The following is a 14,587-nucleotide window of genomic DNA, read 5'->3' on the forward strand; positions in this document are numbered from 1 at the left end:
ACCACTCAGGACCGAATCGTCCTATATTTCGATTTCAATTTATAAATCTACAAATTGCAGCTTGATATTAAATCAAACGAGGCTCCTGAGTATTTTCTCAGAGCCTCGTTTGTCTACAGTCTGAAAGGACCATGTTTTACAACATGGTCCTTTAAACTAACCTAAAATTAGTATTTAACGATTTTTGCAAAGTCAGCTGTTAAGCTCGCACCACCAACCAGTGCACCGTCAATATTTTCCATACCCATTAATTCTTTAACATTATTGGGTTTGACAGATCCGCCGTACTGAATACGTGTAGCTTCAGCTGCCGCTTCTCCAAACATATCAGTAATTGTTTCGCGAATCCAGCCACAGACTTCGTCTGCCTGTTCTTTGCTAGCTGTCTTGCCTGTACCAATTGCCCAAATGGGTTCATAGGCGATAATGACCTTCGTTACATCATCAACATCAGCTAAATCTTTTCTGATCTGTCCAACGACCTTACTCTTTGCATCGCCGGCTTCTCGTTCTTCAAGGGTTTCGCCGCAGCACATAATCGGTGTCAACCCTAACTTCAATGCCTTAATGACTTTCTTATTGACGCCTTCATCCGTTTCGGCAAAATATTGACGTCTTTCACTATGTCCGATAATGACGTATTTCACGCCCAGATCTTTCAACATTTCGCCTGAAACTTCACCAGTGTACGCACCTTTTTCTTCGTAGAACATATTTTGTGCGCCAATGCCAATATTAGTACCCTTCGTTAACTCAACCGCTTTTGGCAAATCGATGAAAGGAGGCGCAAAAACAACTTCCGCTTCTGCACCATCTACCAATGGAATTAAAGATTTAATCAAATCTTCCGTTTCTTCCACATTTTTATTCATCTTCCAGTTTCCTGCGATAACAGGTCTTCTTGACATAACTTTCCCTCCTCGTTTTTTATTTATCTTCTAATACCGCAATTCCAGGTAAGACTTTACCTTCCATAAATTCTAAGGAAGCACCACCACCTGTGGAAATATGGCTGATTTTATCTGCAAAGCCCATTTGTTTAACCGCCGCAGCAGAATCACCACCGCCGATGATAGTAGTTGCTTCGGATTCAGCCATTGCTTTTGCGACTGCCTTGGTCCCTTCTGCAAAAGTCGGGAATTCGAAAACACCCATTGGTCCATTCCAAATAACAGTTTTCGCACTTTTAATGACATCAGCAAAAAGTTCACGTGTTTTCGGTCCAATGTCCATTCCCATCTGGTCACTTGGCATTGCATTTGAATTCACAACAGTGGGTTGGGTATCAGCCGCAAATTCCGGTGCCACAACGTTATCAACCGGCAAATAAAGTTTTACGCCCTTTTCACCTGCTTTTTTCAGCAAATCGGCCGCCAAATCCACTTTGTCTTCTTCCAGCAGTGATGTCCCAATTTCATAGCCCTGTGCTTTATAGAAAGTATAAGCCATACCGCCACCAATAATAAGTGTATCAACCTTATCGAGGAGATTGGTAATAACACCGATTTTATCAGAAACCTTTGCACCGCCTAAAATCGCAACAAACGGATGCTGTGGATTGTCTAAGGCACCACCGATAAACTTTAATTCCTTCTGAATCAGAAAGCCTGAAACGGCTGGCAAATATTTTGCAATTCCTTCCGTGGAAGCGTGCGCGCGATGGCAGGAACCAAAAGCGTCATCAACGTAAATATCCGCTAAACTTGCCAGATCTTTTGAGAAATCTGCGCCATTTTTCTTTTCTTCAGGACGGAATCTTGTATTTTGGAGCAGTAATACCTGTCCCGGTTTTAAATCAGCTGCCGCTTTTTTCGTTACATCGCCAACCACTTCGCCATCATCATTGAAAATAACTTGAAGGCCGAGTTTTTCAGATAATGCTTTAGCAACCGGTGCTAAAGAATATTTTGGATCAGGTTCATTAGCCGGTCGTCCTAAATGGCTCATTAAGATCAGTGCTGCATTCTGTCCAAGAATGTATTTGATTGTTGGTAATGCTGCTTCAATTCGAGTATCATCCGTGATTTCACCAGCATCATTCAATGGCACATTGAAATCCGCCCGCATGATTACTTTTTTACCTTTTAAATCGATATCTTCTACCGTTTTTTTCATGATTTATATCCTCTGTGAAAAAATAAGGGCCGCAATAAAAACGGCCCTCGTTGCCACTAACACCGTTTAGTATTTATTAGATACTAGTTGTTAGTTTAATTCTGCGAAATATTTGATGGTTCTAACCATCTGGCTGGTATATGAATTTTCGTTGTCATACCATGAAACAACCTGCACTTCAGTTGTACCATTTTCAAGCGGAAGAACCATGGTCTGAGTTGCATCAAATAATGAACCATAACGCATACCAACAATATCAGAAGAAACAATTTCATCTGTATTGTAGCCAAATGATTCTGTTGCAGCAGCTTTCATCGCTTCGTTAACCTGGTCAACAGTGACTTTAGCATCGACGACAGCAGTTAAAATTGTAGTTGATCCGTCTGGAGTCGGGACACGCTGTGCAGCACCGATTAATTTTCCGTTTAATTCCGGAATAACCAGACCGATTGCCTTAGCAGCGCCAGAAGAAGTCGGAACAATATTTGCAGCAGCTGCGCGGGATCTTCTTAAGTTGCCTTTTTTCTGCGGTCCATCCAAAGTCATCTGATCGCCTGTGTAAGCGTGAATGGTGCACATAATCCCTGACTGAATTGGAGCCAAATCGTTCAACGCCTTAGCCATAGGAGCTAAGCAGTTTGTTGTGCAGGATGCGGCAGAAATAATTGTATCGTCTGGTGTTAATGTTTCATGGTTAACGTTGTAGACGATCGTCGGCAGATCATTGCCTGCTGGAGCTGAGATAACAACTTTCTTTGCGCCAGCCTTTAAGTGTGCGCTTGCTTTTTCTTTTGATGTGAAGAAACCCGTACATTCCAAAACAACATCGACATCCAAATCACCCCACGGTAATTCTGACGGGTCAGGTTTAGAATGGATTTCAATTTCTGTACCGTTAACAACGATAGAATGTTCTTTTGCTTCAACACTATCAGCATATTTATATGTGCCATGAGCTGTGTCGTATTTCAGCAGATAAGCTAACATTTTCGGGCTTGTTAAGTCATTGATTGCAACAACTTCATAACCTTCAGCATCGAACATCTGTCTGAATGCAAGACGTCCAATTCTACCAAAACCATTAATCGCAACTTTTACAGACATAATTGCCTCCTTAAAAATAATATACTCATTTATTTAAATGACGGACGATTTCCTTTGCTGCGGATTCATCCGTAATTAACGTAACGCCCGGTTCGAGCCTGCAAACGCCGATGATCGCCTCTGCTTTGTCTATTCCCCCTGCAATTGCAATCTTTTCCGGGATTTTTCGATAATCTTCAATATCGACACCAATTGTGCTGGATGGCTTTAATATATTGCCCTGATAATCAAAATAATATCCAAATGCTTCTCCAACTGCGCCCGCCTTCGTTAAGGCCTGCCTTTCATCCTGAGAAACATTGCGCCATTCAGAAAGCACATCGGCGCGCCCAACGCCAAAAACGAAAACATTTATATGCTCCATCTTATCGAAAACCCGTTTGATTTCCGGATAATCTTTAAGTGCGTCAAGCAGATGAATATCAATATTATCTGGTAAATGCAGCAATTCATATTTAGCATGCAGTTTCAAAGCCATCTCAGCCACAACATTGTTGGCTTGAGTCGCGTGACTTTTACCAATTCCGCCACGTGCTGGAATGACATAGACATCCGGGTATAAGGCTTCTTTCATTTGTTCTGCAACAGCTGCTGTACTTGCACCTCCAGTTAATGCAAGCACATCTTTGTATTTAAGCACTGTCATGATAAAATCAGCTGCGGATTTTCCCATAAAATTGATCACTTGATAGTTTTTATCAACATTTCCGGGACAAACAATCGCTTTATTTAGATTCAGTTTATCACGTAATGTGTTTTCTAACTGTTCAAGTCCATTGTATGTATACAGCATCGATTTTAAATCTTCTATAATGCTGTCACCCAACTCTGTTAACACCACACCTTGCCGCTCAACATCTATCAATTTTTGATCCTGAAGGAACTCAATTTCATTGCGAATTTGTCTTTCACTCATATCAAGTGTAAAAGCCAAGTTTCGTCTTCCAATTGGTTCTTCGCTTTTAATGGTAGATAGAATATCATACCTCAATTCGATTAAAGCACTGATTTCTGGAACAACAAGCCGCTGAAGGTCAACTAATTTTCTGCTGATTTCCAAATGATTATCGGCCATCTTTATTCTCCCGTGTTTTTATGTCGATCATCTCAAAATAAAAGATGGTTAATTCTGTTCCCACCTTTCAAGGCTCATTATAAGCTAATTTAAAGTTAAAAGCAAGCAATTTTTCGCTAAAGCTATGATTTTTTTGATGTATTAAGAAATTTTTTGATAAAATTTGATTTAATTTTAACTTTTTTATTTTTTATATTACAATTTATTTCTCAAGTCAAAATTATCGTGGGACAATATCGTTCCCTATTATTCCATTGATATCTATAATATTCTGCACTTGTATTCCCCACAGCTATTTAATATAATGTTTTTATTATTATTTGAAGGAGTTTATTCATGAGAGCTGTAATAACTGTTATCGGTAAGGACAAAATTGGCATTATTTACCGAGTTTCTAAAATTTTATCAGAATATAAAATCAATATTGAGGACATCAGCCAGACAATTCTGCAAGATGTCTTCACAATGGTCATGTTAGTTGATCTTTCCGAATCCACATGTAAATTTACTGATCTGAAAGGTAAATTAGAAAATGTTGGGAAAGAAATTGGTATGACTATTCGAATTCAAAATGAAGATATTTTCAACGCAATGCACACCATCTAATAAGGAGATTTCATGGCTTTATATAAAGATATTATCGAAACTGTTCGTATGATTGACAAGGAAAATCTCGATATCCGAACGACCACAATGGGAATTTCCTTGTTAGATTGTATCGACAGCGATCAACATAAATGCCAAACTAAGATTTACGATAAAATTGCCCGTTCAGCAGAACATCTGGTTGAAGAAGCTGACAAAATGGCTGCTGAAACCGGCGTTCCAATCGTAAACAAACGCATTTCCGTAACACCGATTGCTCTAATTGCAGGCGCTACAGATGCTTTGGATTACGCGCCTTTTGCCAAAACATTGGATCAGGCTGCCAAAGCTGTCGGTGTCAACTACATTGGCGGCTTTTCTGCTTTAGTTCCCAAAGGAGAGACACCAGGAGATCACATTTTAATTCAATCCATCCCCGAAGCATTAACTACGACAGAACATGTTTGCGCATCAGTTAATCTTGGTTCAACAAAGTCGGGGATTAATATGGACTGTGTCAAACAAATGGGACATATTGTCAAAAAATGCGCTGAACTTACAAAAGACAACGACTCGATTGGCGCTTCAAAACTCGTCGTTTTTTGCAACGCGGTCGAAGATAATCCGTTTATGGCTGGTGCCTTTCACGGTGTTGGCCAGCCTGATAAAGTTTTGCATGTCGGTGTCAGCGGGCCTGGTGTTGTAAAAGTTGCACTTGAAAAAAATCAAGATGCAACCATGGATGAACTCGCAGAAATTATTAAGAAAACAGCATTTAAAATTACACGAGCCGGCCAACTAGTCGGCACAACAGTTGCCGACCGTCTCGGCATTCCATTCGGTATTCTCGATTTATCTCTCGCCCCAACGCCGGCAATTGGCGATTCTGTTGCCCGCATTATCGAAGAAATGGGCATTGAACATTGCGGCGGACCTGGCACAACTGCTGCTTTAGCTATGCTTAATGATGCAGTAAAAAAAGGCGGCATTATGGCATCTACTTCTGTCGGCGGCCTTTCCGGCGCCTTTATTCCCGTCTCAGAAGACGAAGGCATGATCGATGCGGCTCGCAATGGTCACATTACAATCGAAAAATTGGAAGCCATGACATGCGTTTGCTCTGTAGGGCTTGATATGATTGCCATTCCTGGTGATACACCTGACGACACCATTTCGGCCATTATTGCCGACGAAGCGGCAATTGGTATGGTGAACAACAAAACAACTGCCTGCAGATTGATTCCAGCCATTGGAAAAACTGTCGGTGACGAAGTGACTTATGGCGGTTTGTTCGGCTCGGCCCCTATTATGCCAGTTAATCTATCTGATGCTTCTGTCTTTGTTAACAGAGGGGGGAAAATACCAGCTCCTATTCACTCATTTAAGAACTAAATTCAATTCGGATATAAAAGCACCAATTGGTGCTTTTATTCATTCTTATACGTATTATTTATTTTGGAGGAACCATGGACCACACACATCTTGAAAACAATACATCTTATATTGCTTCACAAGATTTATTAGACGCTGTTAATATTGCGGTCACGTTGCAGAAGCCACTTCTCGTTAAAGGCGAACCTGGTACTGGAAAAACGATGCTCGCCCATGCTGTCGCCGAAACGATGAACAAACCGCTTTATATTTGGAACATCAAATCAACAACGAAGGCTCAGGATGGGCTCTATACCTACGATGTCGTACAACGCTTATACGACAGTCAGTTTGGTGAAAATGTTGACGATATCAGCCAATACATCCATTACGGAAAAATGGGTGAAGCTTTTATGGCCAACGAACAGGTTATTTTATTAATCGATGAGATTGATAAAGCCGACTTAGAATTCCCCAATGATTTGCTTTGGGAAATGGATCAGATGGAATTCTACGTCAAAGAAACACACCAGACCATCCGGGCTAAACAACGTCCCATTGTTATCATTACCTCAAACGCGGAGAAAGAACTTCCCGATGCTTTTTTGCGCCGATGTATTTTTCATTACATTGAATTTCCCAACCCTGATCAAATGAAAAAAATCATCCATGCACACTTCGACCACATTGATGATGAACTAGTTAAACAGACAATGGATACTTTCTATCGTATCCGCGATGTGAAAAACATCTCTAAACGCCCTAGCACCTCTGAACTAATTGACTGGCTGCGTGCGCTTATTGCTGGTGGGGTTGATCCTGCGACAATTCGCAAGAATCTTCCTTACAGTGGAGTCGTATTAAAAAAAGATCAGGATATCGCCTTAGTCGAAAAAGAATTCCATCCCAATATTCGCCGCCATGTTCGTTGATTTCTTTTATTTTCTCCGCGATCACGGTCTCAGAGTTTCAATCGGCGAATGGCTACTCCTTCTCGAAGGGATGAAAAAGGGCTTACATCACAACACCCTTCACGGTTTTTATATTCTATGCCGTGCGATCGTTGTCCGCAACGAATCAGAATACGATCTTTTTGATGTCGCTTTTGAAGAATTTTTTCACGAGCTGCCGCCACACTCTGAATTGCCAAAATCTTTGCAAAATATCCCGCAGCAAAGTATTCAAGAGCTCGAATTAGCATCGCAGCGCGAGGACGACGCAATCACATCAGAGCAGACAAGCGGAGACGAAAATGCAGCAGCGACTGGGCTTGAAATGCCCGGATCTGGATCAAGCGGTGGAAAAACCGCTATTCGCGGAAAACGTAAATTTAGAGATTTCCGAAAGGATAATCATCTCGATACCAGACAATTTCAAATGGCATTTCGACTTTTGCGTAATTTGTCTAATCAAAACGATACTTCTGAACTGGAGTTCGACATCGACCAAACTATCCAGAAAACCTGCGGGATGGGCGGTTTGCTCCACGTTGTTTACCGAAAACCCCGCCGCAACAATATACGTGTTTTGCTTTTTATCGACAGTGGCGGATCGATGAGCGGATATGCACGGCTCTGTTCTGAACTTTTTCAGGCGGCAACAGCATCTCGACATTTAAAGGAATTAAGAACCTTTTATTTTCACAATTGTATTTACTCTGCAATCGATAAGGAACCGACATTGTCCATGAAAAAAGGTGTTTCTCTTGATGAACTAATCGCCGAATGCAACGATAAATACCGCGTCATTATTGTCGGTGATGCTGAAATGCATCCCTATGAGCTTTCCGGAAGTGAATACGACTGGGTCGCCGACAAGGGGGGTGAACCGGGAATTGAATGTCTTAAAAAAATTAAACGTCATTTTCCTCACACCATCTGGCTGAATCCAACGCCCATGCCAACGATTCACGATGCTTGGACCGATACTCATTTTGAAATAGCCGATATCATCGATATGTACGATTTAACTCTTCAAGGTCTCGAAGAAGGTTTTAAATTTTTACTTAGTGGGAAAAAATAATTTTCAATTATTTTGCATTTCGGGATGGCAGGCTCACAATCGCGTCAGCCTGAGTATGAACCTCGCCATCCTGACGTGCCGCCTGCATTTTTATTTTTACAAGATATTCCTTTCCTTCCTTATATTTTTTTGTCACAACACCACTTTGGATCGAAAGATCACCATAATATAAGATTTTACGACATTGGCAATCTAAAACCTTCAACGCTCCGTCGTCTCCCATCCAATCACTCACTGTCTTTGCGATGAGTGCCTGATTGTGAACGCCGTAAGCAATCGCTCGTTTTGAGCCCTGATTTTGCGCAATTACATCACTAGCATGGCGATCAATGGGATCTCGATACGCACCAGTTTCTGGATCAATGATACCGTGAGCGCGCCATTTTCTAAGAGAGCCCCATTTCGTGGCAAAGGCGTTCGACACCCCGATTGCAGCCATGAGGGAACGGCCGTCTGCCTCATCGTACGGGCCAACCCACTCTTCAGGTAAAGATTGACCCACTTCAACATCTTCCCAATATCTCGGGACTCCACCGCGTCTGAATCGACCGTCAAATTGACCGTCTAAATTAAAATAAAGTTTTTCTAGCATTTCTTTTGAATAATGAGGCCGCTTCGCTGGTGTGTTTTGCGTCCCTTGATTCCTAAAACGTTCCAAAACATTAAGCGAAGGACATTTCATTATTGTCCGCACTGTTAAAGCGGCGGCGCGTTCATTTCTATTATTTGTCAAGGTCACCTCGTGCTGCCGCAGCAGTATTCTGCTCTCGTTTTTATTTTTTGATAGTTCTTTTATTCCAAGGTATTTGTTTTCTGCCCGAAATGTATCATTGGGAAACATCGGCACAAACCGTTCCCACCTCGTTCCGGCATCAAAAACTTTTATCCCAGGTACGGAAGGATATTTTCCCTTTACAAAAGTTGAAACAACACAGCTTTCAATTAACGGGGGCGCAACGATACCTCTCCAACGTGTTTTTTTTGCGTAATTGGGATCAGAGTAAAGGGGATTGGAATCACCCAATGCTCTTGCAAACCGACCTATCGTATCGATCGTTATTGTTTCATTGTAGAGCCCTCCGCCCAAGCGGTTGTTATCATCCTGGCAGTAAATTCGATAAACAGGTAAAACCTTTCCGGACTTTTTATTTTCTTCTTTAATAAAAGCATCTATTCTCGACTGCCATTCCCGATCTTTTATCATTCTTTTCCATCCATTCACTTTTTTATTGTTAATTGTCTGCAGCAATTCTTTGATTAATATGCAAATAAAAAAGCACAACAGTCAAAACAAGACTGCTGCGCCAGATGAATTGCAATTCAATTTTCTAATGGTGCTTTTTGTTACTTTATCTAATCAGCCTGGAGGCCATTTCATATCGCGTCCAGCTAGAAAATGGAAATGCAGATGAGGAACAGTTTGTCCGCCAGATGGCCCGCAATTATTGACTACACGAAAGCCATCCTCTGTAACACCCATCTTTATCGCTAAGCGGCTGATTACAGTCTGAATTTTCCCCATGATCGGATCTCCAGCTGGAACAGCTAGTATAGAATCGTAATGCTGCTTTGGAATAATGACAAGATGAATAGGTGCTTGAGGATCAATATCTTTAAAAACTAAGATATCATCATCTTCGTACACCTTATCTGATGGGACTTCCCCATCGATAATTTTGCAAAAAAGACAATCTTCTGCCACAGTCGTCCCCCCTTTTTTATTGAATGATCTCAGCACCGAACATATTGGTACTGTCTTTATGATAGTGTAGCATAATTTCTTTAATTTTGCCCAAACTATCTGGGTCAGCCTTCATTTCTACCGGAATATAATTCGGTGTATGTCCGGTCATGATTCCATTTTCATGAATTTGTTCAAAAAGTACCGGCTGAACACGCTGATCATTTTCACGTAAAAAGGCCTCTTCCTGCGCTGTTGACAATGTGATCAGTTTTTGGCTTCTCTCATGTTGAATGGACGCGTCGACTTGATCTGGGAAATCGTAGGCCGGTGTCCCTTTACGGCGAGAGTATTTAAAAACATGAATCTTGTAAAAATTGATCATTTGAACAAAAGCGAGAGTTTGTTCAAATTCATCTTCCGTCTCTCCTGGAAAACCAACAATGATATCTGTCGTTAATGCCGGGTGTGTAAAATATTGACGAATAAATTGAACACTTTGGATAAATTGTGTCGTTGTGTACTTTCGATTCATGCGCTTTAAAGTCGCGTCACAGCCGCTCTGTAAGGATAAATGAAATTGCGGACATATCTGAGGAATTTCCGATAATTTTTTTACAAACTCTTCGGTCATTAATAACGGCTCAACTGAACCTAATCGGATTCTCTTGACACCTGGAATTTTTGCAACAAACTGAAGCAGCGTGAGCAAATTGACTGAGCCATCGAATTCTTTACCATAAGATGCAATGTGAATACCGGAAAAGACAAATTCCTGATAACCGTCCGCAACCAATTTTTCTACTTCCTGACAAACAGAAGCGATTGGTCGACTTCGCACCTGTCCTCTTGCGTATGGAATAATACAATAGGAGCAGAACTGATTGCAGCCATCCTGCACTTTAATAAATGCCCGTGTATGATGCCGCTGTTCGGCAATGGGCAGTTCTTCAAAGGTTTTACTGTCCCAGACATTTTCAACATAAATTTCGCGCTGGTGCCTCTTTAAAAAAGTCTCAACCTCGTCCACAATTTTACTGCGATGCGTGGTGCCTAAAATAATATCGACTTCGTCGACCGCTGCCACTTCTTTTGGTGCAACCTGGGCATAGCAGCCGGCTGCGACAATCACCGCGTCAGGATTTTTCCGTCTCGCCCGTCTGAGAATTTGTCGGCTTTTTCGATCTCCCAAATGAGTTACCGTGCAGGTATTCACAACGTAGACATCTGCCGTGCTGTCGAAATCAACAATCCGATAGCCTGCATTTTGAAAAAGTGCACCCATCGATTCGGTATCAAAATCATTAACCTTACACCCCAAATTATAGAAAGCAACTCTTTTTTTATTCTCCATATTGTCCTTTATTCTAACGCATAATTAAGTTGTGCACACAGCACAACACCCGCTGTTTCAGTTCTCAATATTCTTTTTCCCAAAGAGATACGCTCAACACCAATATTTTCCAATATGCTGACTTCCTCCTCATCAAAGCCGCCCTCTGGTCCAATCAATATGTTGATCTGATCAACCTGATCATCCCATTTCTGAACAGCTGCTTTCAGTGAGTAGTCTCGCTCATTTTCATAAGCGATAAGACTTTTTCCGTGAAGTTGGTCAAGATTTGAGAGCATAATCGGATGATGTACTCTCGGAACGCGCCCGCGTTTTGACTGTTGGGCCGCTGATTTTGCAATTTTTTGCCAGCGTTCAACTTTTTTTTCAATGGTTTTATCTTCTTTTAAATGCACAACACAAAATTTTGATTCAAATGGAACAAAATCACTGATGCCCAATTCTGTGCCTTTTTGAATGATCTCATCCATTTTTTTCCCTTTTGCCAGGCCCTGATATAAAACCAATCGATAGGGCAGTTCGTTCTCTGATGGATAAGTATCAAGAATACACGCCGTTAATCTTTTTTCAGAAGGTTTCTGTTCATCAATCTGACAAAGATAATCCTTTCCTTTTCCGTCACAGACCTCGAATTTTTCTTGTTTGCCAATCCTCAAGACATCGATCATGTGATGAAAATTTTCTCCTGTCACTTCTATTTTGTCACCATTAATTTGTTCTGGTGATACGAAAAAATAATGCATTATTCTCCCTTTTTCTTTGCCACAACAGCATACCATTCACCTTGATTATCGACCTCAAGTATTTCAAAGCCGTGTGCGATCAGGCTGTCCTTAACATCGTCAACGTATTTTTCAATAATACCAGAGGAAATAAATAAACCGTCTTCTTTTAAATACATTCGAATGGATTCGATTAAGCGAATGATGACTTCTGCAAGGATATTCGAGACGACAAGATCTGCCTGCTGACCTTTTGGAATGACATCAAGCAAATCTCCCTCCTTAATTTCAACCTTATTTTGAAGATCATTTAACTTTACATCCGCTAAAGCGGCGTCGACGGCAACTGGATCAACATCTACGCCAACCACTTTTGCTGCGCCTAATTTAGCTGCAATAATCGACAAAATTCCTGAGCCGCATCCAACATCGTAAACGCAATCAGAATCTTTTACATACTTATCTAGCGCACGTGTACACAATTGTGTTGTTTCGTGGGTGCCTGTGCCAAAAGCCATTCCTGGATCCATTTTGACTATGACTTCTTGATCTGACGGTTTGTAATCTTCCCAGATTGGAACGATGACAACACGATCCCCAATTTTTGTCGGCTTATAAAAAGCCTGCCAAGCTGTGGCCCAATCTTCTTCTTTTACAGACGATGTTTTAATCTGATATTGTCCTGGATCAAGCCCAAATTGACGAATTTGATCAATACCGCTTTTGATTTGATCTAATTTTTGATCAAAATCGTCATTATCTGGCAAGTATCCCGTAATCTTAGAAATCTTGGGATCAAAATCCAAAATTTTCTGATCAAAATAATTGATTGTTGGATCGTCCTGAACAGCTATTAAATTTTCAACTGATTCGATGGCCGTCCCTTTTAAGCCAGCCTCATATAATATATTCGTAACCGCATCTTCCGCTTCTCGTTTAACAATGATTTCTGTTGCTTTCCAATCCATTTGGTAAATGCTCCCTTTCAATCTTTGCTATATTATACCAGAAGAAAAAAACTTGTCACTTCCAAGCGTCAGTATTTTGTTCTTTCTCAGCAAATATCCGTCATTTTATCCTTTTCTTTATAAAATATGGTAAAATAAATACATTAAATATTAAGGAGAAAGAGCTATGCCTAGTTTAGATAAAGATAGAGAGGGCATTTCCCGTTCTATTCAGGAATATGTCCCTGGCAAACAAGTGACACTGGCCCACGTGATTGCAAATCCCAAACACGATGTTTACGTTAAATTAGGGCTGGAATCTGACCGCGATGACGCCATCGGTATCCTGACCATTACACCAAGCGAGGCCGCGATCATCTCTGCCGATGTTGGAACGAAAGCAGCTGACGTTCAAATCGGTTTTCTCGATCGATTTAGCGGCTCTTTGGTCATTACAGGAAAAATCAGCGATGTCAATTCTGCAGTGCGGGAAATTATCAATTTCCTACGCAATACCCTCGGTTTTGATGCGCCTGATCATATTACACATTCGTAAATATGGCTAGTAATAAAAACCGCGTTGCTTTAATGGGCCGAATTAGAAGTGGAAAGACAACGTTGATGCAGGCCCTGCAGAAAAAAGAGTTAAATTACGCAAAAACACAGCAGGTGACTTACACCGACAATTTCATTGATACCCCTGGGGAGTTTATTGAAATGTCGATTTTCGCCCATCAGGCTGTATCTGTATCCTTAGACGCTTCGCTTATTATCATGGTCAGTTCCTGCATCGATACACAAAATTCAATTCGACCGAATTTTATTACCATGTTTAATTTGCCCGCCATTGGTGTTGTAACAAAAATTGACCGCGAAGATGGTGATCGCGCAAGAAGCCGCCACTATCTACAGTACGCTGGCATTCCAAACAGCAAAATTTTTGAAATATCTTCCTACACAGGTGAAGGCCTGGAAGTCTTATCTGAGGAAATTCATCGATATGTGAATCTCGATGGTCGGGATTTTTCATAATTATTTTAATTAAAATAAAACCGCAACATGTTAAAATTGATATGTACCCAGAATCCTGGACACATTAATTAGCGGCTTTGCTTAACAACTGGATGCTAACCTGTACTTTACAGGCGGCATCCAGTTTGTTTTTTTCTGAATCCGCTTGTTGTTGTAATACTGCATATATTTTTTTATCGCTTTGCTGAACACTTCAAATGATTTATATTTCTTTTCCTCGCCATAATATATTTCGTTTTTTAATCGTCCGAAGAAGGTTCCCATGATGCAGTTGTCATAACAGTTTCCTTTTCTGGACATTGACTGAATAATTCCGTGCTCTCTTAAGGTGCTTTTGTGCTGAAATCTCTGTCAATAATATTGTCAGCAATCTTCCCAACAGTCCCTATATAGGAATGATATTTTTCCTTCGGACGTTTGCCGCAGAGTCTCATCTGGTGCATCAGTCTCTGGACTCTTTTATGATTGACCTTATGGCCTTGATTCACCAACTCATGATAGATCCTTCGGACGCCGTACGTTCCGTGATGGTCTTCAAAAATAGCTCTGATTCTCTCGGAAAGCGCTGCATTCCGTTTG

General features: G+C 41.0%; 16 protein-coding genes and 1 pseudogene. 6 read left to right on the plus strand and 11 right to left on the minus strand.

Going from position 1 to position 14,587, the window contains the following annotated elements; genetic code table 11:
• Nucleotides 1-167: 167 nt before the first annotated feature.
• From tpiA to FYJ52_RS09675, 4 genes are all read right to left on the minus strand, one after another.
• On the minus strand, nt 168-908 hold the full coding sequence (tpiA, locus tag FYJ52_RS09660; RefSeq protein WP_154577017.1) for a triose-phosphate isomerase: 741 nt from the start codon (nt 906-908) through the stop codon (nt 168-170).
• Between the two features lie 19 nt (nt 909-927).
• On the minus strand, nt 928-2,115 hold the full coding sequence (locus tag FYJ52_RS09665) for a phosphoglycerate kinase (RefSeq protein WP_154577018.1): 1,188 nt from the start codon (nt 2,113-2,115) through the stop codon (nt 928-930).
• 90 nt (nt 2,116-2,205) lie between these two features.
• Nucleotides 2,206-3,219, minus strand: a complete 1,014-nt coding sequence (gene gap, locus FYJ52_RS09670) for a type I glyceraldehyde-3-phosphate dehydrogenase (RefSeq protein WP_154577019.1) — start codon at nt 3,217-3,219, stop codon at nt 2,206-2,208.
• Between the two features lie 25 nt (nt 3,220-3,244).
• Nucleotides 3,245-4,294, minus strand: coding sequence for a sugar-binding transcriptional regulator (locus FYJ52_RS09675; protein ID WP_154577020.1), 1,050 nt, complete (start codon nt 4,292-4,294; stop codon nt 3,245-3,247).
• Between the two features lie 336 nt (nt 4,295-4,630).
• Between FYJ52_RS09675 and FYJ52_RS09680 the strand changes: the two genes are divergently transcribed.
• The 4 genes from FYJ52_RS09680 (at nt 4,631) to FYJ52_RS09695 (ending at nt 8,272) form a co-directional block, all read left to right on the plus strand.
• Nucleotides 4,631-4,900: an ACT domain-containing protein gene (locus tag FYJ52_RS09680; protein WP_154577021.1), complete on the plus strand. Its 270-nt coding sequence runs from the start codon at nt 4,631-4,633 to the stop codon at nt 4,898-4,900.
• A gap of 12 nt (nt 4,901-4,912) precedes the next feature.
• Nucleotides 4,913-6,271 (plus strand): PFL family protein, encoded by a 1,359-nt coding sequence (locus FYJ52_RS09685; protein ID WP_154577022.1) that lies wholly within the window; start codon nt 4,913-4,915, stop codon nt 6,269-6,271.
• A 74-nt stretch (nt 6,272-6,345) separates the two neighbouring features.
• Nucleotides 6,346-7,182, plus strand: a complete 837-nt coding sequence (locus FYJ52_RS09690) for an AAA family ATPase (RefSeq protein ID WP_154577023.1) — start codon at nt 6,346-6,348, stop codon at nt 7,180-7,182.
• Between the two features lie 70 nt (nt 7,183-7,252).
• The gene (locus tag FYJ52_RS09695) at nt 7,253-8,272 is read left to right on the plus strand and encodes a VWA domain-containing protein (protein ID WP_205960829.1); all 1,020 of its coding nucleotides are present in this window, start codon (nt 7,253-7,255) and stop codon (nt 8,270-8,272) included.
• A 7-nt stretch (nt 8,273-8,279) separates the two neighbouring features.
• On the opposite strand, the gene FYJ52_RS09700 is transcribed toward FYJ52_RS09695, so the two are convergent.
• The 5 genes from FYJ52_RS09700 to prmA form a co-directional block, all read right to left on the minus strand.
• Entirely contained in the window at nt 8,280-9,476 is a 1,197-nt protein-coding gene (locus tag FYJ52_RS09700) for a MaoC family dehydratase (protein ID WP_154577025.1), read from the minus strand.
• Nucleotides 9,477-9,629: 153 nt separating this feature from the next.
• Entirely contained in the window at nt 9,630-9,974 is a 345-nt protein-coding gene (locus tag FYJ52_RS09705) for a histidine triad nucleotide-binding protein (RefSeq protein ID WP_328598806.1), read from the minus strand.
• Between the two features lie 16 nt (nt 9,975-9,990).
• The gene (mtaB, locus tag FYJ52_RS09710; RefSeq protein ID WP_154577026.1) at nt 9,991-11,307 is read right to left on the minus strand and encodes a tRNA (N(6)-L-threonylcarbamoyladenosine(37)-C(2))-methylthiotransferase MtaB; all 1,317 of its coding nucleotides are present in this window, start codon (nt 11,305-11,307) and stop codon (nt 9,991-9,993) included.
• Between the two features lie 8 nt (nt 11,308-11,315).
• On the minus strand, nt 11,316-12,050 hold the full coding sequence (locus FYJ52_RS09715; protein ID WP_205960830.1) for an RsmE family RNA methyltransferase: 735 nt from the start codon (nt 12,048-12,050) through the stop codon (nt 11,316-11,318).
• On the minus strand, nt 12,050-12,997 hold the full coding sequence (prmA, locus tag FYJ52_RS09720; RefSeq protein ID WP_154577028.1) for a 50S ribosomal protein L11 methyltransferase: 948 nt from the start codon (nt 12,995-12,997) through the stop codon (nt 12,050-12,052). The genes FYJ52_RS09715 and prmA overlap by 1 nt, the downstream gene beginning before the upstream one ends.
• Nucleotides 12,998-13,163: 166 nt before the next feature.
• Here prmA and FYJ52_RS09725 point away from each other — a divergent pair, with 166 nt between their 5' ends.
• Complete coding sequence (locus FYJ52_RS09725) at nt 13,164-13,532, plus strand: BMC domain-containing protein (protein ID WP_154577029.1); 369 nt, start codon at nt 13,164-13,166, stop codon at nt 13,530-13,532.
• A 2-nt stretch (nt 13,533-13,534) separates the two neighbouring features.
• Entirely contained in the window at nt 13,535-14,008 is a 474-nt protein-coding gene (locus tag FYJ52_RS09730; protein WP_154577030.1) for a EutP/PduV family microcompartment system protein, read from the plus strand.
• Between the two features lie 81 nt (nt 14,009-14,089).
• On the opposite strand, the pseudogene FYJ52_RS10355 reads toward FYJ52_RS09730, so the two are convergent.
• Nucleotides 14,090-14,329 (minus strand): annotated as a pseudogene (locus FYJ52_RS10355) (IS3 family transposase); the annotation flags it as partial.
• A gap of 2 nt (nt 14,330-14,331) precedes the next feature.
• Nucleotides 14,332-14,587 (minus strand): IS3 family transposase (locus tag FYJ52_RS09740; protein ID WP_154577032.1); only part of this gene is annotated, 256 nt, incomplete at its 5' end.

Source organism: Pseudoramibacter porci (genome assembly GCF_009696145.1).
Taxonomy (GTDB): domain Bacteria; phylum Bacillota; class Clostridia; order Eubacteriales; family Eubacteriaceae; genus Pseudoramibacter; species Pseudoramibacter porci.